The organism is Enterococcus aquimarinus (assembly GCF_001885765.1).
In the GTDB taxonomy this organism is placed as follows: Bacteria; Bacillota; Bacilli; order Lactobacillales; family Enterococcaceae; genus Enterococcus_I; species Enterococcus_I aquimarinus.
In genome coordinates this window covers 60,320-83,897 of the sequence record NZ_JXKD01000004.1, presented here as the reverse complement: position 1 = coordinate 83,897, position 23,578 = coordinate 60,320, and the positions used below count along the sequence as shown (strand labels likewise).

At 38.7% G+C, this 23,578-nt stretch carries 20 protein-coding genes; 2 read left to right on the top strand and 18 right to left on the bottom strand.

Annotation, left to right across the window (positions count from 1 at the left end):
- Positions 1-51: 51 nt before the first annotated feature.
- From argF to RU93_RS04320, 12 genes are all read right to left on the bottom strand, one after another.
- Positions 52-957: an ornithine carbamoyltransferase gene (argF, locus tag RU93_RS04375; protein ID WP_071874393.1), complete on the bottom strand. Its 906-nt coding sequence runs from the start codon at positions 955-957 to the stop codon at positions 52-54.
- Positions 958-961: 4 nt separating this feature from the next.
- On the bottom strand, positions 962-2,143 hold the full coding sequence (locus RU93_RS04370; protein WP_071874392.1) for an aspartate aminotransferase family protein: 1,182 nt from the start codon (positions 2,141-2,143) through the stop codon (positions 962-964).
- A 46-nt stretch (positions 2,144-2,189) separates the two neighbouring features.
- The gene (gene argB, locus RU93_RS04365) at positions 2,190-3,053 is read right to left on the bottom strand and encodes an acetylglutamate kinase (protein WP_071874391.1); all 864 of its coding nucleotides are present in this window, start codon (positions 3,051-3,053) and stop codon (positions 2,190-2,192) included.
- A gap of 14 nt (positions 3,054-3,067) precedes the next feature.
- A complete protein-coding gene (argJ, locus tag RU93_RS04360) occupies positions 3,068-4,306 on the bottom strand; it encodes a bifunctional glutamate N-acetyltransferase/amino-acid acetyltransferase ArgJ (RefSeq protein ID WP_071874390.1) in 1,239 nt (412 codons plus the stop codon).
- A gap of 16 nt (positions 4,307-4,322) precedes the next feature.
- A complete protein-coding gene (argC, locus tag RU93_RS04355) occupies positions 4,323-5,264 on the bottom strand; it encodes an N-acetyl-gamma-glutamyl-phosphate reductase (RefSeq protein WP_071874389.1) in 942 nt (313 codons plus the stop codon).
- Between the two features lie 23 nt (positions 5,265-5,287).
- The gene (gene argH, locus RU93_RS04350; protein ID WP_071874388.1) at positions 5,288-6,658 is read right to left on the bottom strand and encodes an argininosuccinate lyase; all 1,371 of its coding nucleotides are present in this window, start codon (positions 6,656-6,658) and stop codon (positions 5,288-5,290) included.
- On the bottom strand, positions 6,658-7,887 hold the full coding sequence (locus tag RU93_RS04345) for an argininosuccinate synthase (protein WP_071874387.1): 1,230 nt from the start codon (positions 7,885-7,887) through the stop codon (positions 6,658-6,660). The genes argH and RU93_RS04345 overlap by 1 nt, the downstream gene beginning before the upstream one ends.
- A 204-nt stretch (positions 7,888-8,091) precedes the next feature.
- A complete protein-coding gene (iadA, locus tag RU93_RS04340) occupies positions 8,092-9,279 on the bottom strand; it encodes a beta-aspartyl-peptidase (RefSeq protein WP_071874386.1) in 1,188 nt (395 codons plus the stop codon).
- Between the two features lie 66 nt (positions 9,280-9,345).
- Positions 9,346-11,037 (bottom strand): putative basic amino acid antiporter YfcC, encoded by a 1,692-nt coding sequence (yfcC, locus tag RU93_RS04335; protein ID WP_084131188.1) that lies wholly within the window; start codon positions 11,035-11,037, stop codon positions 9,346-9,348.
- 181 nt (positions 11,038-11,218) lie between these two features.
- On the bottom strand, positions 11,219-12,610 hold the full coding sequence (locus tag RU93_RS04330) for a DUF1958 domain-containing protein (RefSeq protein ID WP_169818088.1): 1,392 nt from the start codon (positions 12,608-12,610) through the stop codon (positions 11,219-11,221).
- Positions 12,611-12,739: 129 nt separating this feature from the next.
- Positions 12,740-13,630, bottom strand: a complete 891-nt coding sequence (locus RU93_RS04325; protein WP_071874384.1) for a helix-turn-helix domain-containing protein — start codon at positions 13,628-13,630, stop codon at positions 12,740-12,742.
- Between the two features lie 75 nt (positions 13,631-13,705).
- Positions 13,706-14,596 (bottom strand): LysR family transcriptional regulator, encoded by an 891-nt coding sequence (locus RU93_RS04320; RefSeq protein WP_071874383.1) that lies wholly within the window; start codon positions 14,594-14,596, stop codon positions 13,706-13,708.
- Between the two features lie 120 nt (positions 14,597-14,716).
- Here RU93_RS04320 and RU93_RS04315 point away from each other — a divergent pair, with 120 nt between their 5' ends.
- Complete coding sequence (locus RU93_RS04315; protein WP_071874382.1) at positions 14,717-15,907, top strand: coenzyme F420-0:L-glutamate ligase; 1,191 nt, start codon at positions 14,717-14,719, stop codon at positions 15,905-15,907.
- A 399-nt stretch (positions 15,908-16,306) separates the two neighbouring features.
- Here RU93_RS04315 and RU93_RS04310 read toward each other — a convergent pair whose 3' ends face one another.
- From RU93_RS04310 to RU93_RS04290, 5 genes are all read right to left on the bottom strand, one after another.
- On the bottom strand, positions 16,307-16,714 hold the full coding sequence (locus RU93_RS04310; RefSeq protein WP_071874495.1) for a YbaN family protein: 408 nt from the start codon (positions 16,712-16,714) through the stop codon (positions 16,307-16,309).
- Positions 16,715-16,809: 95 nt separating this feature from the next.
- Positions 16,810-18,003 carry an NAD(P)H-dependent oxidoreductase gene (locus RU93_RS04305; RefSeq protein WP_071874381.1) on the bottom strand — a complete coding sequence of 398 codons (1,194 nt, stop codon included), beginning with the start codon at positions 18,001-18,003 and terminating at the stop codon, positions 16,810-16,812.
- A gap of 18 nt (positions 18,004-18,021) precedes the next feature.
- Entirely contained in the window at positions 18,022-18,633 is a 612-nt protein-coding gene (locus tag RU93_RS04300; RefSeq protein ID WP_071874380.1) for an NADPH-dependent FMN reductase, read from the bottom strand.
- A gap of 413 nt (positions 18,634-19,046) precedes the next feature.
- Positions 19,047-19,556, bottom strand: a complete 510-nt coding sequence (locus RU93_RS04295) for a COG2426 family protein (RefSeq protein WP_071874379.1) — start codon at positions 19,554-19,556, stop codon at positions 19,047-19,049.
- A gap of 167 nt (positions 19,557-19,723) precedes the next feature.
- On the bottom strand, positions 19,724-20,548 hold the full coding sequence (locus RU93_RS04290) for a DUF368 domain-containing protein (RefSeq protein ID WP_071874378.1): 825 nt from the start codon (positions 20,546-20,548) through the stop codon (positions 19,724-19,726).
- A 542-nt stretch (positions 20,549-21,090) separates the two neighbouring features.
- Here RU93_RS04290 and RU93_RS04285 point away from each other — a divergent pair.
- Complete coding sequence (locus tag RU93_RS04285; RefSeq protein ID WP_071874377.1) at positions 21,091-21,723, top strand: hypothetical protein; 633 nt, start codon at positions 21,091-21,093, stop codon at positions 21,721-21,723.
- Positions 21,724-22,365: 642 nt separating this feature from the next.
- On the opposite strand, the gene RU93_RS04275 is transcribed toward RU93_RS04285, so the two are convergent.
- Positions 22,366-23,106 carry a hypothetical protein gene (locus tag RU93_RS04275; protein WP_071874375.1) on the bottom strand — a complete coding sequence of 247 codons (741 nt, stop codon included), beginning with the start codon at positions 23,104-23,106 and terminating at the stop codon, positions 22,366-22,368.
- Between the last annotated feature and the right edge of the window lie 472 nt (positions 23,107-23,578).

The window sequence follows — 23,578 nt, the reverse complement described above, 5'->3', positions numbered from 1 at the left end:
TCATGAATCCTATCATGCGGGTAGTGCGGATTTTGTAGTAGTCGTGTCTATTTATTTTTCCATTAATTTGACTAAAATTGCTTTTTGAACATGAAGGCGATTTTCTGCTTCATCAAAGATGACGTTTGCATACTTCTCAAACACTTCGGTCGTGATTTCTTCTTCACGGTGAGCAGGTAAACAGTGTAAAACAATCGCATCGCTCTTGGCATTCGCCATGACCTCATTGTTGATTTGATAGCCCACGAAATCTTGTTGGCGTTTTTGCTCTTCTGCTTCGTCTCCCATTGACGCCCAAACATCGGTAACCACGACATCCGCCTCTTTGGCAGCCGCTAAAACGTCCGTTGTCTGTTCAAAATTAGGATTGTCTTTCACAAAAGCAGCTATTTCTGGATGTAATACATAACCGGCAGGAGAAGCAAGCGTAAATTTCATGCCAACTTTCAAGGCACCCACAAGAAATGAATTCGCCATATTATTTGTATCGCCAATAAAACAAACTTTTAACCCTTCAAACGAACCTTTGTATTCACGTATCGTCAGTAAATCGGCAAAAATTTGGCACGGATGAGCGAAATCTGTTAACGCATTAGTCACTGGAATCGTACTGTATTTTGCAAATTCTTCCACTTCGGCTTGTTCAAAAGTCCGAATCATGATGCCGTCACAATAGCGAGACATGACACGTGCGGTATCAGCTGTCGGTTCTCCTCGTCCGATTTGCAAATCATTCGCACTTAAAAATAGTGGATGCCCACCTAGTTGGTACATGCCGACTTCAAAAGAAACCCGCGTTCTCGTGGAGGATTTTTGAAAAATCATCCCCAGTGTTTTGCCTGCTAGACGAGGATGGGGAATATTATTTTTCAGTTCATATTTCAATTGATCCGATAAATTTAAAATCTCCGTAATTTCCTCTGTTGATAAATCGATTAATTTCAGTAAATGCTTCATACTTTCACTCCTTATTTGGTTGGTTTAACACGTTTAACAAGATTTCCAAACCGGTTTTTAATTCGGTCTCACTAATCGTTAATGGAGGCAACAAGCGAATTTTATCTTTGGCCGTTAACACAATTAATCCTTCCGCTAAACATTCATCCACTACTGTGACAGCTTGTTTCTGTTGCAACTGAATCCCGAGCATCAGCCCCATGCCATCGATTTGCATGACTTCTGGCGTATGTGCGAATGTTTCCCGAATCAGGGCTTCTTTTGCTCGAACTGCTTCAAGTAAGCCGTCATCAACCTTCTCGAGTACGACGTTCGCACCTGCACAAACAACAGGATTGCCGCCAAAAGTCGTTCCATGATCGCCATACTGCAAACAATTTGCTAAGCGTTCATTACATAAAAAGGCTCCAATTGGCAAGCCACCGCCGAGTCCTTTGGCTAACGTGGTGATATCCGGTTGAATGCCATAGTGCTGGCTGGCTAAAAATTGACCCGTTCGTCCGACTCCTGTTTGAACTTCATCGGCGATTAGCAACAAATCCTTCTCTTGGCAGACAGCAGACAATGCTTTTGCATACTCAGGATCAAGCGGATTGACGCCACCTTCTCCTTGAATCCATTCAATCATGACGGCACAAACCGTATCATCTAATTTCGCAAGCAAATCATCAATGTTATTTGCTTGCGCATAGTCAAATCCTTCTGTAAAAGGATGGAACGACTGATGGAAGACATCTTGACCGGTTGCAGCGAGCGTCGTAATCGTGCGACCATGAAAAGAATTCACTAAACTAATAATTTTATACCTTTTTTTGGCGGCACCGTATTTATCAAAGCTATATTTACGCGCGAGTTTAATCGCCCCTTCATTGGCCTCTGCTCCGGAATTCGCATAGAAAACCTTGGCATAACCCGTCTTTAAACACAACTTTTCAGCAAGAATTGCCATTGGTTGGGTCACATATAAATTGGATGTATGTTGTAAGGTCTGACTTTGCTTGGCAATCGCGGCACTCCAATCATCGTCACAAAATCCCAGTGAATTAACGCCAATGCCACTACTAAAATCAATGTACTGCTTGCCATTTTCGTCATAACACGTGGCATTTTCTCCGGAAACGATGCAAAGCGGTTTGCGCGCATAAGTCTTCATCACATATTTTTCTACGAGTTCTTGACTCTTCATTCAATCCCTCCTTCTTCAATTCTTCTTTTGGATACGACGTCATCTATTAATAAAACATCGTGCCAATTCCTTCTTTAGAAAGTAGTTCAATTAAAATCGAATGAGGGGTACGACCGTCGATAATAATCGACCGTTTAACACCACGGCGAATCGCTTCAACACAACATTCAATTTTAGGAATCATGCCATCGCTAATCATCCCTTGTTTAATCATACTTGGAACTTCACTCACATGAACGGCTGAAATCAACGTCTGTTCATCATTTTTATCCCGTAAGACACCTTTAATATCAGACATTAAAATTAAATTTTCCGCATTTAACGTAGCCGCAATTTTGGCTGCCGCGGTATCGGCATTAATGTTGTAGGTCTGCATATCCTCCCCAATCCCAATCGTTGAAACGACCGGGATGACACCTTGTTCTAAAGCGTTTAAAATCGGAGTTGGATCGACATGAGTGACTGTTCCGACAAATCCCAAATCAATGTCCGATTCTTTTTTCTTCGCTTTTAACATCGAGCCATCAATCCCACATAGGCCTAACGCCTTTCCACCACTTTTTTCTAAGTGCGCGACGAGGCTTTTATTTACTTTGCCGGCTAAGACCATTTGAACGACATCCATCGTTTCTTGATCGGTATAGCGTAATCCTTCGATAAACTGACTTTCTTTCCCAATTTTTTGTAATTGCTCATTAATTTCGGGTCCTCCGCCATGAACGAGCACGACTTTGACCCCAATTAACGAAAGTAAGACAAGATCTGCCATCACACCATCTTTTAAGACGTCACTGGTCATGGCATTGCCGCCGTATTTCACCACGACGATTTTCCCGTTATATTTTTGGATGTAAGGAAGAGCATCCATTAATACTTCGGCTCTTAATGTATCTGATATCGATTTTCCCATCGGTTACTCCTTTCTTACGTATGATAGTCGGCATTAATTTTGACATAATCATACGTTAAATCACAGCCCCAAGCCGTCGCTTCTGCCGTGCCTTCCCCTAAATCTACGAGAATAAAAATTTCATCGGCGGTTAAAATTTGTGTTAATTCTTGGACCTTTAAGTCGGCACGAGTACCACGTAGACAAACCGTCGCTCGGCCAAACTGCGAAGCTAAATCGACACGGACTTTTTCGATTGCAAAGTCGCCTTCTGCATAGCCAATCGCACATAAAATACGGCCCCAATTCGGGTCTTGACCAAACATCGCACTTTTCACCAAACTAGACGTGATAATACTTTTCGCAACAGCTTTCGCAATCCTTTTTTCTTTTGCACCGGTGACGTGACATTCTAATAATTTGGAAGCTCCTTCACCATCTTGCGCAATTTTACGCGATAAATGCATTAAGACAAGATAGAGTCCCTGAAGGAACGCCTGATAAGCCGGCGAATCTTCTTCTGTAATTTGCGGATTACCAGCTAAACCAGACGCTAGTACCGTCACCATATCATTCGTTGAGGTATCGCCATCAACCGAAATCATATTAAAGGTTCCTTCTGTGACATCTTTCAAGGCTTTTTGTAATAAGCTCGCTTCAATCGCCACATCTGTTGTGACAAAACAAAGCATCGTTGCCATATTTGGATGGATCATCCCACTACCTTTTGAGATTCCGCCAATTTTCACTTCAGTCCCCTCTAAGTCAAAAGACAACGCATATTCCTTTTCACAAGTATCGGTCGTTAAAATCGCCGCGGCTGCATTGGCATTACCTGTGCGACTTAGTTGAGTCTTTAAGGTTGGACAAGCATCGACAATCAAGTCAATCGGCAACGATTCCCCAATAATCCCGGTAGAAGCGACTAGCATGTTCTCACTGGCTATCCCTAATTCTTCGGCAATCGAAGTACACATTTTCGCTGCGTTTTCTTCGCCGTCTGGATTACACGTATTGGCATTGCCGCTGTTGATGATAATCCCTTGCGCCACAGGATTGATCAAATGCCGTTGGGTCACATAAATCGGTGCCCCTTTGACTTTATTTTGCGTATAGACCGCGGCCGCCTGACAAAGAACATCGCTATAAATCAGCGCTAAATCAGGCTTATTTTTATTTTTTCGTAACCCACAATGCACACCTGCTGCTAGGAATCCTTCTGCCGCACAAACTCCCTGACTGATGACGTGATGTGGAAATTCTTTTACTCTCACGTTTACTTCTCTCCTTTTAAAATGAATCGATCAAAGAGGTTCTTTCATCCATTCCCATCATAATATTTAAACACTGAACAGCAGCTCCTGAAGCGCCTTTTCCTAAATTATCTAAGCGTGCCACGAGTAAGATTTGATCTTCATGGCCGGAAACAATGATTTCCATTTTATTCGTATCAACTAGTGCGTTTGCGGCTAAAAATTCATTCGTCGCAAACGGTTGAACGTCAATAAAAGTCGTCTTTTGGTAATATTTTTCCAATAATTGATGAATCTCTTGGGCCGTTCGTTGCTCGGTTAAAAAGCGTGTATGTAAAGGAATTGATACGAGCATCCCTTGATAAAAGTCCGCAATACTTGGATTAAAGATTGGTGGATAGGCTAAATTGGAGACAGCTTGCATCTCTTTTAAGTGTTTGTGTTTTTGATTTAAACCATAGAGTCTTGGCGCATCGTATGCCGTGGATCGACTTTGCGCTTCATACGCTTGAATGGTTGACTTTCCGCCGCCACTATAACCGCTCACCGCATGGCAAGTCACCGGATAGTCTTTTGGCAAAATCCCGACCGCTACGAGCGGATAAACTAAGGCCGCAAATCCACTGGCGTAACATCCCGGGACAGCGACTCTTTTTGAGCCTTCAATTTTCGCCCGATGACTCGCCGATAATTCAGGAAAGCCATACGCCCAATCCGGATGCGTCCGATGGGCCGTTGAAGCGTCAATTACTTTTACTTGTTCATTATCGATTAAGGAGACAGCTTCTCGCGCCGCTTCGTCGGGCAAACAAAGAAACGTATAATCCGATTGATTCATTAATTTTTTCCGTTCATTCACCTCTTTACGTAAATGCTCCTCAATTTTAATGAGTTCTAAATCGTCACGTTTTTCTAATCGTTGAACGATTTTTAGTCCGGTTGTTCCTTCCTGTCCATCTATATAAACGGTTTTCTTCACGAAAGATTCCCTCCAGTTTTCTTTTATAGTGCAGCTAGTGCTTCTTTTATTTGCTTTTCAACAGCTAGTTTTGCGGGTCCGCCAATGACATTGCGTTCGTTAACACACGTAATCAAATCGATGGCTTCGTAGATGTCTGCGGTGAACAATTCGCTTAATTGTTGGTACTCCGAAAGTGGTAATGCTTCTAAAACCGTTTGCTTTTCAATACAAAGCGCGACTAGCTTGCCAGTAATATGATAAGCATCCCGAAAGGCCATGCCTTTTTTCACTAAATAATCAGCGCAGTCGGTCGCATTAATAAAGCCTTTTGCGGCGGCTTGACGCATATTGTCTTTTAAAACGGTCATCGTCTCAACCATTGGTGCTAAAGTCGTTAAACAAAGCTTCACCGTGTCTACGGCATCAAAAATCGCTTCTTTGTCTTCTTGCATGTCTTTGTTATAGGCCAGTGATAAACCTTTCATCATCGTTAGTAAGGTGACTAAATCGCCAATCACCCGGCCCGTTTTCCCACGAATGAGTTCCGCAATATCGGGATTTTTCTTTTGTGGCATAATACTTGAACCGGTCGCATACGCATCATCTAGTTCAATAAACTTGAATTCCCACGAACACCACAAAATAATTTCTTCGCAAAAACGAGAAAGATGCATCATTAAAATCGCTAAGTCACTCGTCAACTCAATACAAAAATCGCGATCCGAAACGCCGTCTAAACTATTTTTCGTGATATCTGAAAATCCTAGAATTTCAGCGACACGGTACCGATTAATCTCATAGGTCGTACCAGCTAGGGCACCACTTCCTAATGGCATGACATCTAAGCGTTTTTGACTATCTTCTAAGCGCTCAACATCGCGTAAGAACATTTGAACGTACGCCATTAAATGATGCGCAAACGTAATCGGTTGAGCGCGTTGGAGATGGGTGTACCCACTCATAACGGTCTCCGTGTGTTCCTCCGCAAGTTCACAAAAAACTTGAATTAACGCTTTCGTTAAGCCAATTAGCTCATTTGTTTCATCTTTTAAATAATACCGTAAGTCGAGTGCCACTTGATCATTCCGACTTCTGGCGGTATGGAGTCTTTTGCCTGTTTCACCTAATTTTTTGGTTAACTCCGATTCGATAAACATATGAATATCTTCGGCTTCTTCATCAAAAATCAATTTTCCTGTTTCAATTTCGGCTAAGATTTCTTCCAAACCGCAAACAATCTTGCGAGATTCTGCTAACGGAATAATTCCTTGTTCGCCTAACATCGTCGCATGAGCGATACTGCCGTAGATATCATGTTGATACATCCGAAAGTCAAAACGAATCGAGCTATTAAAATCATTCACTTTTTGATCGACTTCTTTTTTAAAGCGTCCCGCCCAAAGTTTTGCCATTACTGACCACCCTTTTCATCAAGCAAGGCTTTTACTGTAATTGGTAGACCAAACAAGTTAATGAAACCTTCAGCATCTTGGTGGTCATAAACATCGTCTTCTCCAAAAGAAGCAAACTCTTCGCTATACAATGAGTACGGTGATGTTAAGCTGACGTTCGTGATATTTCCTTTGTATAATTTTAATTTCACTTCCCCAGTCACTGTTTTTTGTGTTTCATCAACAAAAGCACTCAACGCTTCTCGCAAAGGGGTGTACCATAACCCGTTGTAAACCAGTTCTGCGAATTTTATCGCGACACTTTGTTTATAATGTTGCGTGTCTTTATCTAAACAAAGAGTCTCAAGTGCTTGGTGTGCATGATACAAAATCGTTCCGCCTGGTGTTTCATAAACGCCTCTTGATTTCATCCCGACTAAACGATTCTCGACAATATCGATAATGCCAATCCCATTTTGTCCGCCAATTTTATTTAAGGTTTTAATCAACGTCACACCAGTCATTTTTTCGCCGTTTAATGCAACAGGAATCCCTTTTTCAAAAGATAACTCAAGATAAGTGGGCTCGTCCGGTGCTTGCTCAGGCGTCACACTCAATTCTAAAATTTGTTCATATTTTGGCTCATTAGCTGGATCTTCTAGATCAAGTCCTTCATGGGATAAGTGCCATAAGTTCATGTCTTTAGAGTAGTTTGTTTCTCTTGTAATTTTCAACGGAATGTTGTGTTTTTCTGCATAGGCAATCTCATCTTCCCGTGATTTCAATTCCCATGTTCTCCAAGGTGCAATGATTTTCATATTAGGTGCGAACGCTTTGACTGCGAGTTCAAAACGAACTTGATCATTTCCTTTTCCAGTACATCCATGACAAATCGCATCCGCACCTTCTGCTTTTGCGATTTCCACTAACCGTTTGCCGATGATCGGACGTGCAAAAGAAGTTCCTAATAAATAACCATTTTCATAAACAGCACCCGCTTTTAGCGATGGAAAAATATAATTTTCGACAAACTCATCTTGTAAATCTTCTATATAAAGTTTTGATGCCCCTGTTTTCAAGGCTTTTTCTTCTAGTCCTTCGAGTTCAGCGTCTTGCCCGACATTTCCTGTGACCGCAACGACCTCACAATTATTGTAATTTTCTTTTAACCAAGTAATCATAATGGAAGTATCTAGCCCACCTGAATACGCTAGTACTACTTTCTTAATGTCATCTGCTTGTTTCGCCATTTTATCTTCCTCCTGTTTTGTTTGTTACTGTATACTATACGTATATTTTTTCTAAAATCAAGGTTTTATTGTATATTTATTCATTATTTTTCGGTTAATGTTTGTATTTTCGTATATTGTCAATTATTTTATTCACCTTTTATCTTTCGTAAAATAACAAAAAGAAGCAGTCACTTTTTTGCAGTGACTGCTTCTTTTTCTACGTTATTTCCCGAGTTGTTCAAAGGTTCCCCAAACTTTTACTTCTTTTTCTGCGACCATGACTTGGCCTTTTGCAATAACAGTTCGAAGCTCTAACGTCTCTTTATCTAGTAAACATAAATCGGCATCTTTTCCAACGGCTAAGACGCCTTTATTTTCAAGTTTTAAAATCTTGGCAGGATTACACGTAATCGCTCGAAGGGCAATTTCTAATGGAATCTCTTCTTTAAAAACGGCTTCTTTGATTCCTACCATTAATGATTTCGCACTACCAACGCCCATACCAATAAATTGGTTTTGCTCATTAAAGTAAGGTAAACTTCCTTGACCATCTGAAGTCATCGTAAAGTTATCGAGACTAATATCTTCGGCTAAGAAACGTTTTAATGCTTTACTAAAGCGAACTTCACCATCTGTTTTTTCCCAGAAATCCGGATTTTCACTACCGGTAAAATCAATCACGCCACCTTTTTTAGCGAATTCTAAACACGCTTCAAAGACTTCTTGGGTGCGATTGGCATGCGTTGGTAAAAATTGGGTAATTGGAATTTCTGTTTCTTCGATCGTTTGGTTGATAAGTTTTAATCGATCGCTACCATCACCTAAATGGACATTCACAATGCCCGCTTTACCTGATAACATCCCACCGACACGAGCATCCGCGACAGTCCGAGTAAATTCAGCGAAGGTTGGTTGCGACGAACGATGGTCAGAAATTGCAATTTCTCCCACGCCAATAATCTTATCAATCGTTAGCAAATCTTTGATAATGGAATCTGTCACTGGTTCAATCGGCAAACGATACGAACCATCGTAAACGTACGTTGTAATCCCTTCTGTTTCAAGACCATGTGCTTTGCTTAAAAGTGCCACCATGTCTCTGCCGACGCCATCGGTCCCAAGACAACCCACAACGGTCGTGACGCCTGCTGTCGTTAATTGGCTTAATGTCACTTCCGGCGTCCGATTGTGATAGCCATTTTCGCCACCGCCACCTAAAATGTGGAAGTGGCAATCGATAAAGCCTGGGGTTAAGATCTGTCCGCTCCCATCAATTTCTTCAATAGTTAGTCCTTCAAAGCCACCCGTGATTTCGTCTTCAATTGCGACGATTTTATCATTTACAATGAATACATCCATCGTCCCTAAAAAATCAGGCGCATAGATTTCTGCTTGTCGAATGATTTTCATAATTCGTTCCTTCTTTCTATTAAAAAAGCTGAGATGGCGTTGACCATCTCAGCACCTTATTCTATTTTATTGTAAGCCAATCCCAATAGCAATCATAATGAAAATCGTTCCTAAAACAAATAAGAACCCTTGCATCTTGATTTGGAATTTTGCCCATTTTACCCACTCAATTCGTGCAACACCTAGCACACCAATCAGACTAGCGGAAACAGGTGTGAAAGCATCCATGAAACCAGAACCTAATTGATAAGCAAGAACGGCAACTTGACGGGATACCCCAACGATATCCGCTAAAGGTGCCATAATTGGCATCGTCAATGCGGCTTGACCAGAGTTAGACGTTACAACTAAATTGAATAAACTTTGGAAGATATACATCACCCAAGCACCTAACCAAGCAGGTGCGCCTACTAATAATTCTCCAATACTATGAAGAACGGTATTTAATGCAGATGCAACGTTCGCATCTGATCCACCTAAGACAAGAAGAATTCCTTTTGCCATCCCGACCACAATAGCCGTTCCTGCTAAATCAGAAGCCCCTGACTGAAAAGAAGAAGCAACATCATTGATGCTCATTCCCTCTAGATTAAAGAATACAGCTGTAATCCCTGCAGCTAATCCCATTACGAAAAATTGAGAAGCAATTTCTGGAATATAGTAGCCTTTTTGGGTTACACCCCAGATAATCCAGATTAAGACCAATAACATTTCAACGAGAACTAATTTATGACCCAATAAGAAAGGTTTATTTTCATCGTTTGTTTTTTGAATATGTTCACGGAAATAATTATCCGATTTATAACTGAGTGATTTTTCCGGATTTTTGCGAATTTTCTCGGCATAAATCATTAAATAAATAGCAGATAAACTTGTCACCACAAACCACATGATGAGACGGAATGTCGCACCGGAAAGCACTGGCACACCAGCGATTCCTTGAGCCACTGCTACACTAAAAGGACTCATCCAAGAAGTCCCATTCCCAATTTGCGAAGCCACATACGTTACCGTCACTGCCACGATGGAGTCATAACCTAACGCAATAACGAAAGGCACCATAATCATCGCAAAAGGAATGACTTCTTCGGCCATCCCAAAGGTTGCACCACCAAACGAAAAGGCGAAAAAGAGCAATGGTAACGCGAGACGTTCTAAGCCTTTTGTTTTACTGATGAAAGCAAAAATCCCGGCTTCAATCGCTCCCGTGCGCATAATAATACCAAATGCGCCACCCACGACTAAAATCAACGCGGCAATCCCGACAGCTGATCCGTATTTATCACCTGAAGTTAATCCTTCAAAAACAAAATTTAAAAAACCAAAACCGCCAGTGTCATCGGTTCCCCATACACGAGCTGTCCGATGAAGTTTTTTACTCGTATCATAGATTTCCATGCCATACATCTCATATAACACGTCATCTGTTAGCGATACTTCATCCAGTTCTTCTTGCGTGAGCGCTTCTTCTCCAGCCGCTAAAACTTCTTCCAATCCTTCTTCCGGAACTTCGAGTGCTTCCATTTCAGTTGGATTATTTTGTAATGCTTCTAATTGCTCAAAGACAAATGCTTGATCGAGTGGATGCGCGTACCGGAAAGAATCTTGACGTAAGACCGTTCGCGTACTGACTCCTCCATTACCATCATCGTATTCAATCTCTTCTGTACTAAATTTCCCTGCAGGTACTAGGAATGTTAACAACCAAGAAAAAAGTACAACCCCAAAAATAATCACATAAATATGGGGTGTCTTCATTTTGGTAAAGTCACGTTTTTTCTTTTTTATTTCTTTATTTTTTTCCACTTTTATCTTCCTTCCATTAATATTTATGAATAAATGACCTATTAGCCTTGAATATTATACATGATTTTATCCAAAAGGACATTGGGAAAACATGAGAAAACAAAAAAAAGAGATGAATTAGCGCCAAGCTTTTTCATCTCTGATTCTTTCTTTCTCTTTTTCCACGATTTTGCCGTGCCTGACGACGTTTTTGGGTCGTTTTAATATTGTGCACAACCATAACTACTGCAATGATCATTAAGATACCGACACCTGAAAAAATTGCTAAACGACTTTTCCTACTCAAAGAAGGAGTCGCCATTTTTTGAGTCACTTTTTTAACACGTTTTTCCGGTGAACTCACCATGATTATCCCTTGTGTTCTTTGTGGAATCACTTCTGAAACGGTTGGTAGCGCATGCTTCAACCTCACAACATCCTCCGTTACTTGCAAACTTAGATCGCTATCTTTTCGAACCGTATCGTATAAATCATTTGCTAAAGCTACTTTTTGCCCATTGATTTCATGTTCTCCAGCTTTTAACACGACTTGATACTCAAATTGGCTAAAGCCATATTCTAAGGCTGCATTGGCAAACGGCTGACGTAGATACTCTCCCTCTTGATTCGCCCAGTCTCCGACACCAAGAACGACCGTAATTAACCGTAAATCATCACGTTGAGCCGTCATAGAAATATTGAATCCTCCCGTTTGACTCGATCCTGTTTTCAATCCATCAACCCCTGCATACGCATAACGCAGTCCCGGTAAAGAATAGTTATACGTATCGAAAGTTTCTTCGTAAGGAGTGCCTGCCATCACTGTGTATTGCGCGGTAGCGGTGTATGCTAGAATTTCTGAATATTTTTGCAATAAATGATAGATTAATATAGAAAGATCTCTTGCTGTTGTCACATTATCTTCCCATGGATTCAAAGCGCTACTATCCATTTCAGCCGGAACGTATAATTCTTGAAAAGCGGAGATTTGGGCTCCTGTCGCATTTTGAATCCTCGTTTGAGTCATTCCTAATTCTTGAGCTTTCGTATTCATCATTTGTAAAAAAGCAACAGGACTCGGTTCAACCAATTCAGCTAGCATCAGCGTTGCCACATTGGATGAGGGCACCAGTACCATTGGGATCAACTCTCGTACTGGATATTCGACTCCAGTCACAATGGGTGCGTTACTTAAGGCATAAATTTGCGAAATCGCTTGATACCGTTGGGTTGCTACAACTGTCGTATCCAAGCTAAATTTCCCTTCCGCCATCGCTTCATACACCATATACAATGTCATTAATTTCATAATACTCGCTGGATTTCTCGGAACATCAGGATTTTCTCCCCATAAATACTTCCCGGTATTGGCGTCAATTAAAATCACGGAAGCCGGACGATCATATTCACTTACCTCATAACCTGCTTGTTGAATTAAATCCATCATTGACGGTTCTGTTTCTTCACTATAAACGGTTACAGTCACTCCTAAGAAAATGAGTCCCAACGTTAGCAAGAGTCCCATTTTTTGTCTCACAACTTTCACGCTTTGATATCCTCCTATAAAAATTACCATCACTATATTGCACGATCATAGTAGAACGAATTTTGTATTTTTACTGATTATCACTCGCTAAAAAAATACTCCCTTGAGTTTACTCCTTTATTTGACTTCCTAATAGAGAACAATCTCAGAAAAAGCGTCATTTTCCATTAGCTCTTGTTTAAAATCTTCCAAGGCTTTCAACTCGATCATATTTTTATTAATTTTGGCATACGCTTTCGTACTATAGTATAAATCCATAATCTCGTAACAATCTTTATTTTGCGCTACCGCGTTCTTTGCCAATTGGAACGTCATACGAGCCAAGTAATACGTCACGTGATTATCCGAACAGATTTCAACGCCATGGGTTAATAGCGCGTCACTTGTTTGGTAATCTTCAATATTCGCGTAAAAAGAACCACAGTAGTACATGATATTTAATAAACGCCAGATATCATGCGTTTCTTTAATCGGATACCGATAGACATCCGTAATCGCTTTATTAAAAAAGTATTCCGCTTTTTGGATTTCCCCAATATTTTCATAGAGAATTCCCATCCCGGTATATGCCAGTAACACCAGAATTTCCATTTCTTCCTTTGGTGCTTCGTCAATAATACGATTAAAATAAAAGAAGGCCTCTGCGGTTGTCCCTTTCTTTAAGGCAATAACGTAGCCTTTTAAATAGTCGTAATACCAATGTTGTCTGGGCTCAATTAATAACGTACTATCGATTTTGTCTAAGATTTCTTCCGCCTTTTGATACTCGCGAAGGATAAAATTAAACTCAGCTTGGGCAAGTTGACGATTCAATTCGTTTTCTTCCACGCCGACTTCCGGAAATAATTCCCCTAACCCTAAATTTAACCGATGGCATAATTGAATTAATATTTTTACGGTTGGAATTTGTCCATTATTCTCAAAGCGACTTAAGGTCGTTTGCGTACAAATCCCCTCACTTAATTCTTTTTGAGAATACCCGAGCGCTTTTCTAGCAGAAATAAAACGTTGAATATCCATCTTCAGCCTCCTCTACTCACTGTTTAGTGTATTATATCACATTGTTTTCTTCTGAACCTGGAGAATCGCACACGCCTAGAGATTTTTTTGTTGAATGCTTTCGACAAAAAGACGGACTGCTTGTGAGAGTGAGACATTTTTTAAATAACAAATGCCGATTTCTCTTTTGGGGATCATCTCTTTTAATCGCACTTCAAAGACCTCACCGGACTCTAAAGCTGCCTGAGAGAATTCTCTGATGACACACGCAATTCCTAAGTTTATCTTCGCAAATTCTAAGACTAAATCATACGAACCTAATTCAAAATCAGGCGCTAAAGTATACCCTTTTTGGGTCACATATTTCTCGACGTAGACGCGGGAATTGGATTTGTCTTCTAAAAAAATGAGCGATTGGGCGACTAAGGTTTCTAGCGAGATCGGTGTTTTGGCTAATTTAGCATAACGCTCACCACCAACAAACGTATCTTGCACTTCAAAACACGGCAATACCGTTAGCTGGTCATCTTTTAACGGCAAATTACAAACACCCATATCGACTTTTCCTGATTTTATGAAGCCAATAATTTCTGAAGTTGTCCCATTTAAAATCGTCAACTTTACCCCAGGATATTTTTCATGGAATGCTTCTAAATACGGTAATAAATAATAACGAGAAATCGTATCGCCTACACCAATTCGTAAACGTCCTGTTTCTAACGTTTTAAATTCAAGCAACTTTTCTTCTCCGACTTGAATCATGCCGAGTGCTGTTCGAATGTGCTCATTTAACAACTTGCCTTCGTTCGTTAAAATCACCCCTTTTGATGTACGGTAAAAAAGTTGAATATCTAATTCATTTTCTAATTTCATCATCGCTTGGCTGACTGCCGACTGTGTCATATACAATTCCTTCGCCGCTTGCGAAAAACTATTATTTTGACAGACCACATTAAAAATACGATATAAATCTAAATTCCCAATCATATAAGCTCTCCTTATCAAAGATATTACTAGCATTAATTTTATTTATACCACTCTCTTATGGTATAGTAAATAAGTAATGAATAGCAAACAAAAAATTTACTCATTAGAGGAGAGATTCATTTGACAAGAGCTGTTGGAACTGTCGTACGTGGACTTCGTAGTCCAATTATCAACGAAGGGGACGATATCGAACAAATTACGGTTGAAACGGTACTCGAAGCTGCTAAAGCAGAAGGATATACCATCGAAGATCGCGATATCATTTCAATTACAGAATCAATCGTTGCACGTGCGCAAGGAAACTATGCAAGTATTGATGCAATCGCAACGGATATCAAAACAAAATTCGAAAAAGGCACGATTGGTGTTATCTTCCCTATTCTTAGTCGCAATCGTTTTTCAACTCTTTTACAAGCAATTGCTCGTGGCTCAAAAAAAATCGTCTTAATGCTAAGCTACCCATCTGATGAAGTGGGAAATCATTTAGTCGATATTGAAGACCTAGATAATAAAGGAATTAACCCTTGGACCGACGTCTTATCTGAAGCTGATTTTCGTAAACACTTTGGAATCATTGAACATGCCTTTACTGGAGTGGATTATATTGAATATTATAAATCACTTATTCAAGCAGAAGGAACAGAATGTGAAGTAATCTTTTCAAATAACGCGAAAACAATCTTAGATTACACGAAAGATGTCTTAACATGTGACATTCACTCACGTTTCCGCACAAAACGCATTTTAAAAGCAAACGGTGGCGAAACGGTTTATGGTTTAGATGATATTTTAACCCAATCAATTGATGGTAGTGGCTTTAACGAATCATACGGCCTACTCGGCTCAAACAAAGCAACGGACACAAGCGTTAAACTCTTCCCGAACAATTGCCAACCGATTGTGGATTCTATTCAAGAAAAAATTAAAGCAGCCACTGGAAAAACAGTGGAAGTGATGGTCTATGGTGACGGTGCCTTTAAAGATCCAGTTGGACAAATTTGGGAACTTGCTGATCCAGTAGTATCACCAGGTTACACGAGCGGTTTAGACGGTGTGCCTAACGAAATCAAACTAAAATATTTAGCTGATAATAACTTCGCCCATTTAAAAGGGGAAGAATTAAAAGCTGCTATTTCAGAACATATCAAAAACAAACAAGTCGATCTTGTCGGTAAAATGGAAGCACAAGGTACGACACCTCGTAAATTAACCGATTTAATCGGATCTCTGTGTGATTTGACTTCTGGTAGTGGTGACAAAGGAACGCCAATGGTTTACATCCAAGGTTACTTTGATAACTTTACAGACTAATCGAAAAAAAGGGCTCTTCGGTAAATAGTGTTGATGGAACCTCGCGCTACCCTACGAAAAACCGCCTTGTGGATGGTGCTGCGAGACCGCTTCGAGCCTGTAGTCTCTCAGCTCGAAAGCTTCAAACTCTAGGTAAGTGCTAAAGCACGAACCTAGAGTAATTCACATTTCGTCTTTTAACGCAGCTGACACAAGGTATTTTTCTCCGGTCCGCTAGTGTCGACTCTCCTTTTGATGTGCATTTTTTCAAAAAATGAAAAAAATGATACAAGAAAATAGTATAGTGATGTATCCATCGACACTAAAAATGATATACCTAGAAAAAGTGTTGAAAAATGATACGAATGTCCGTCATCAACACTAAAAGTTATACAAGCAAAAAAAGATCTTGGTAAACTCTTATGAGTTACCAAGATCTTTTTTTGCTTGTTTCAGTACCACTTTTTTAGGATGGAATTTAAGGTACCACGTTAACCCAATAACGTGTGCTATATAAATAAAGCCCAACATCATCTTCAAGAACAGCGATTGAACTAACACAATCGGTAATGCAAAGACAACTCCCATCATAGCAAACATCGAGAGCATTCCTTTAACGGAAATATTCTTTTTCACTAAGATATCCACAATATACGTTTGATAATAGCTTGATTGAATAAAGCGTTGGTACATTTTGTCTGAACTTCGCAACCACAAAAAACTTGTTGCTAAATAAAAACCTGTAGTCGGTACGAATGGTACAAATATCCCAATCGTCCCGAGTGTAAAGGTGATCCCACCTAAAACAAGAAAAAGTATTTTTTTCAACTTCATCCATCCGTCCTTCCTCATTGCACTATCATACCATCCTTTAGAAAAATCAGATAGTGAATGATTCACTTCTTCTGTTTTTTCATCATTCTTTAATATTTAGTAGACGCACTCGATACGCCATCGACTTCGCCATGATCACTGACAGAAGCACTTGAGACAGCATCAACTGTTTCGCTACCAACGAGTGTTTGACCGGTTTGTTTTAAATACCATTCAATCGTCGGTTTTAAATCCCAGATGTATTCATTGATGCCCATGTAGTTTCCATCTTGATCATGCATCGCCTGATAGTTATGAACAATGTATTTTTCAGGGACTTGTTTTGGTACATGAACTTGAACGATATCGGTCGCGCCAGAACGTAATTGTTGAATCACCCACTCGACGTTTTTATACGCAGCTTCTGGATGACAATTGGCTAAGGGATTACCGACTTGTCCAGGCGTCCGCGCAGCTAACATTTCGCCTGCTTCTTGTGTTTTATTGTAATATAAAAATTGATTGTTGTGGTCGGCGTAGGTTAATTCCATCGGCATTGACGCTAAGAAGTAATTTAATTGATCCACCGTTAAGAGACCGCGGTCCAATTTGACGTAGTCGCTTCCTTCTGCGGCATTCGTTTGTTTGGCAGCTTGTTCTAACCAATCTTCAGCGGCCATCTCAATTCCCTCAACCGTTGTCGCAACTTTACCTGTTGCATGCAAATCTTCAGCAGGCAGTGCTGGTTTTGGCGCTTGTATAACCGTCACCATCTCGACGAACTTCATAAATTTCTCTAGGCAAACCGTTAAAAAATCAATCGTCCGTTGTTCTTTGAGATGACCATTTTCATCAAAAGCTTGCTTCACATTTCCTAATAAAAATTCATTTCCTGGCATCACCATCGCATTCACACCGGGTGCATCTAGAATTTGGCGTAGATGCAACTGCGCACGGGAAGAGCCTTGGTTATAGTAGGACGCCCCAACAATCATTACAGGTTTATTTTCTAAAGGATGAATATTAAATGATAGCCATTCTAACGCACTTTTTAAGGCAGCCGGAATCGTGTGATTATGTTCCGGGGTCGCAATAATTACACCATCAGCCATTTTAATTTTTTGATTGATATATTGCACTTCTGGACTATTCGTTTGGTCATCGCTTTGGTTAAATAGCGGCAAATCTTTAATTTCTAAAATGTCTAATGTAAACTGTTTTTTGTAGTTTTTGGCAATGAATGCTAATAATAAACGATTGTATGACATTTCTGCATTTGATCCGACAATTCCAACTAATTTCATTTTTCGATTCCTCTATTCTTATTTATTGTCTTCCCATGAGAAGTTTTCAGCTGCTTTTTTATTGGCTTCGTGTGCGTGATTGAGTTGTTTCATAATCGCCATAAAGGTCGTGAAGTCGCTAAATAATCCTTCTAATTCGGCTACTTGATTTTGATCTTTTAAATTTCCTTCTTCATCAAATGCTTGTAAGGAATGACCTAATAAAAATTCTGAACTTGGCATGATACGAGCTTTTAGTTCAGGAGCATTTAAAATTTGACGTAAATGAGCTTGAGCTCTCGAAGAACCTAATGTGCCATAAGACGCCCCGGTAATCATGACCGGTTTATCGACAAAAGGATAAATACCATACGATAACCAACTTAAGGCGTTCATCAAAGATGCCGTAACAGCATGGTCATACTCCGGAGTACTAATAATGACCCCATCCGCCGCTTCAATTTTTGCAGCTAATGCGAGGGCCTCTTTTGGAACTTCCATGTTACTTGGTTTATTAAACATTGGGATATCCTTAATTTCAACGACTTCAATCGTCGCGTCTTTCGCAAAATGACGTGCCATAAACGTCAATAACGTCCGGTTGGTCGATTGTTCTGAGTTTGTGCCAATAATTCCAATAATATGATTCATTTTTTTCTTCCTTTCCAGTGATCGTTCGTTTTGTAACAAGTATTTTTATTCCTTTACTCGCTTTTCGATATTTTCCTTTTATCTTCTTAATCGATTGCCAACACGAGACATCATCGTTCTATCAATGACATCTCCACTAAAACACGCAATAAACAAACGCAAAAAACAAAAATTAATTCCTATAAAAAATAAGCGAGAATATTTTTTATTGTTTTTGTGCTAAAATTCACATTTGAATATAAAGTGATTATACATTCTTTATTTTTAATCGTCAATAATATATATAAAAAAATATATATTTTAGTCAATAAATAAGGATATAACCACTAAAAACGTTAAATAGTAGTTATATCCTTTAATCAATATGTAAAATATTATATAAAAAATTTTGCTTGCACATTATCGTCGAGTCATTACGCCTTAAAACCAAATAGTCCTGGAACAAAGTAGGTCAAGAGTAACATTAGCAGACAGGCAACCATAATTCCTAAGGCGATTGGCAGTATTGACTTTCTGGGTGGTAAGCCTAGTAAGGCCGCAATTAACGCGCCTGTCCAAGCACCTGTTCCTGGCAAAGGAATCGCGACAAATAAAAACAACCCTAACATCAACTGGTTAGGATATTTTTCTAACATCTTTTCGCCACCCGCTCTTCCTTTTTGAATCAGCTTACTGGCAATTTTTTGAATCGGTCCACGAATAGCTAAAAAGTTCAAAATAGATTCAATAAAATAAATAATAAATGGGACCGGTAATAAATTCCCAACAACCGCAAGAGGCGCGGCTACTTGCCATGGAACCCCCAATAAACTCGCCGCAATTAAGGCGCCTCGAAGCTCTAAAATTGGCAAGAGTGAAATCAAAAAAACAAGTACTTTGGGATTTACACTCTCTTGAAAAAAGGAAAGGACAGTTTCTAACATTGTTGTTTACTCCTTGAAAGATAGTTACTGATTTTTTTCAGCTAAAAATAATCGTACCAAACGAAGTTAAACAATGCCTTTGTTTCTTGAGAAATTATGAAAAAATTAAAGACAATAAAAAATCAAGGTGTGATCAAAGTCCGCTCTTTGATCACACCTTGATTCGTTTATTTGTATTTTTCTTCTAAGCGACTCATCCAAGCACCTAGCGCAATTCCTGCTAGTAGTAATAAAAAGGAAGCAACATAGTTCATTCCAGTAAAACCGGCATAATCTGTTGGGATAATCATAACGGTTGATGCAAAGACAATCCCTAGAATAAAATGAAACAGTTGCGCATACGCTTTGCTGAAGATATAGTCCATAATTTTGGATAATCCTAAAACAGTGACGATACCACCAATTCCAATCGGTACAATAACACTAAAATTCAGTTCCTTGATTCCATCAGACATCGCTTTATACATTCCCATGTAAATTAAAAAATTAGAAGGACTGAGACCTGGAACAATCATTCCTAAACCAATTAAGCCACCTGCAATCAGCCACGTCCAAAAGTTTTGTTGAACTTCTGAAAACAAAGAAGAACCTTGCCATAAGAATAAATAACCGGCAACAAAGCTCCCAATTAAAATCATGATATCGCGATTCGAGCGACCCTCACGGCCAGCTTCTTTCCAAAGTGCTGGAACCGTTCCTACAATACAGCCTACAAAAAACCACATAATCATCACTTCGTACGTACCTAATAAAAAACTCACACCAAACGATAACAGAAAAACGCCCGTTACGCCTCCTAAACCAATCGGTAAGAAAAAGCGCACGTTTTCTTTAAAATCTTTCGTAATGTGGGCTAAAAATGAAATAATTCGCTCATAAATTCCAAATATAGCCGCTAATGCGCCACCACTAACTCCTGGCAAAATAAACCCAGATCCAATAAACATGCCTTTTACAAAGCGCAAAAACCATTCTCGTGTTCCTTTTTCCATAACTTCCTCCTATAGACGTGCTCTTTCAAATAACTCACAGCACACCATTCCTATCACTCTTACTTCACTAATCTCAATGAATGTAAAAAAATTCAGTTATCTTATATATTAACAAAATCAATTTTAGTTTACAAATGAATTTGGGCTCTTTTAAAAAGCTATTTATTCGTATAAAACATCCCTAAAGTTGAAATTTTCACTCTAGCTTTAAGGGTTCAGTACTAAATCAACTTAATAATTTTATGTTTTTATCTTCAAATAGTAATTGAGAAACTGGACTATTCCATTTACTTATCGTTGTTGGCCCAAAATTATTAGCTATTACTACAATCCCAAGCTCATGCTGAACAGCCCGAATAAGACTGAAGATGGTCGGTCATACTTTACAACCACCTTCAGGAACTGATTCAAAACCTGATAATAACAATTAAGTCATTAAGTTGTGACAACTTATATTTTTGATTTATTTTAGTATTAATTATTTTATAAATATGATACGGTCTAATCGAATCAATATTTATAAATTGTGGGAGGTTAAGCTCTTGAAGAAAAAACTATTTTATTTATTTCTTTTTTTACTTTTGACTGGATGCGCCTCAGAGCCAAAAAAATTGAGTAAAGCTGAAGCCATTCGGTTAGGTGATTTTAAATATTCAAAACCTGTATACGATACACGATTCACAACAGATAAAGATTTTTATCGGAATAATGAACAGGGAATTATATATGAGGATGGCGAGCCATTGATTGGCTTAACATTTAAAAAACTTTCTACTGAAAGTACTGAAGCAATGAAAGAATATTATACGGAGTCTCAGCTAAGGGAATATCAAAAACAAAATCATAACATTAAGCTAGAATTAGAAGTTCAAAATTTCAATCACGATAACCCTATAAAACTAACTCCTATGGTTGGTCAAACAGCTTTTATTACAGATAGAGGGGAACAGCCTTATGTTGTTTCGTCTCTCCCCCAAGAACCAATAGAAAAAGGTGAGATTGGAACTTATATTTTCTCCATTAAGCTTGATGAACGTCCCGTAAAGGATGTAGATACACTGTACATTCGTTATTATTATATGGAAAGCTTGTTCAAACTTAACGCAAGAAATCATTCAAATCATCTGGAATTTGATCTTAAAGTGACTCATGAGGCTGAAGACTGGGAGGAATAATATTTGAAGCTTATTTTAAATAAATAACAAGAAAAGCTATTCGATTTAATATATCAAATAGTTTTTCTTTTCTAGACATAATGATGCATCATCACCAAATCTTGTTTTTTCACTTTTTTTCTTTGTTGATGAGAATATTTACTAGTCTATAAATCCCTTTATTTATTATATTGGTTACTCTCGTTTCAGGTAAGATTAAAACAATTGTCTGAATCTCAACCAAAATCTGCAAAGTAAGTATCCATCTGAAAAAAGATAGATTCACAAAAACAGAATATTCCTGAACAGTAGTATCTATTATAACTATTAGTATAAGAACTATTATGTGACTAATTTCTATCATCATTTTATTTTTTATTACAGCTTGCATTAAAACCAACAATATATATTTCTCTTTGAATATAAAAACAACTCTTTCTTTTAGCTATGCTCTTTTATATTGAAGTCCCTATAAATGTGCAAGCAAATTAAGAATACTGGAATTCAAGGAGTTATGGTAAAAGTAACCGAAGGGACTACCTGCATAGATCCCTTTGCATACTCCAAATACAAAAAAGGTCAACGCTAACCGTAATGATTAGCGTTGACCTTTTTTATTGTGTAATTTATGATTCGAAACCTGCTTCGTGAATATTCTAATATCTACAATCTATTACTTAGCTGTAATTCTTCAAAAACAGCCTCCTGCAATTCCCCTGTCATTTGGGAAAGCAACGCCATTTTTGTTTCAGTTGCTGTAAGGTTATTTAGCAAAATCACTAAGTTTTTTGCATCTTCAACTTTGGAATCAGCAATCATCCTTGAAGCATTATTAATAATAATAACTTGTCCTAAAATGGCTTCTAGTGACTGCTCCATCATTGTAATCCACGAATCTTCTTGGTATTCAAACATTTGTTCAAACGACTTTTCTAGCTTCTCGATATCAAGCTGAGTCAGGTCTTTTTTCAAAACTAATTTTTGATTGAAGACTCCCTGATTAATTGCTGTACCATCAATAAATAACTGATTGATTTCCTCTTGAAACTCAAAGCGTTGACGAAGTAAACTTAACCTTTCTTCTAAACGTTCAACGTGACGTACCGCATTGGATTTTAACTTGTATTTAGCAATCAATTGATTATTTTCAGATTTCACGGCTGCCAATTGTGCTTCTAACTGGGTAAAATCATTTTCTTTTATGTTCATCTTCAAATAACCTGAAGCATCTTCCAATCTTTCAACAGCCAACGTCAAATCTCCATCTTTACCGACTAATTGTTGATTACTTTTAAGCTCTTCTTGAGCCTCCGCGACTTCGTTTTCTTTTACTTCTTGATAAAACCAACCGCCAATTGCAACTGCTATAACACCAACCAAAACAACCCATTTTTTCTTTTTCATCTTCACCCTTCTTCCTTAAATTCGATTCAAATGATAGGAAAGTAAAAACTATGAAAATCAACTTTAGCTTGAATCCCCGATATTACATAATATCTAAACTTACGATTTAGTAATGTGGGAATTAGGATCTAATCTATTTAAAATATAATATGAAATAATAGAGCTCTACTCCAAATGTGCGGAATAACGCTCTATTTTGTAGAGAAATTCAAAGGTTTAAATATAGACTATGATACACCAAATATAAAAACGCTTTGACTTACTATACATCAACTGTTAATTAGAGCACTTACTCATGCTATGGAGACCTTTATATTGAAGAAAACTTATAGATATATCTTATTATTTTAGGATAGGATTCTTAATAGACTGATAGTCATTATACTCAAGGTCTGTGTGCTCGTGCGAATCCAAGATCCATTCGAATATTTTTCTCTAACAAACTGAACCAATGGTACTTCAGCCCATTGAA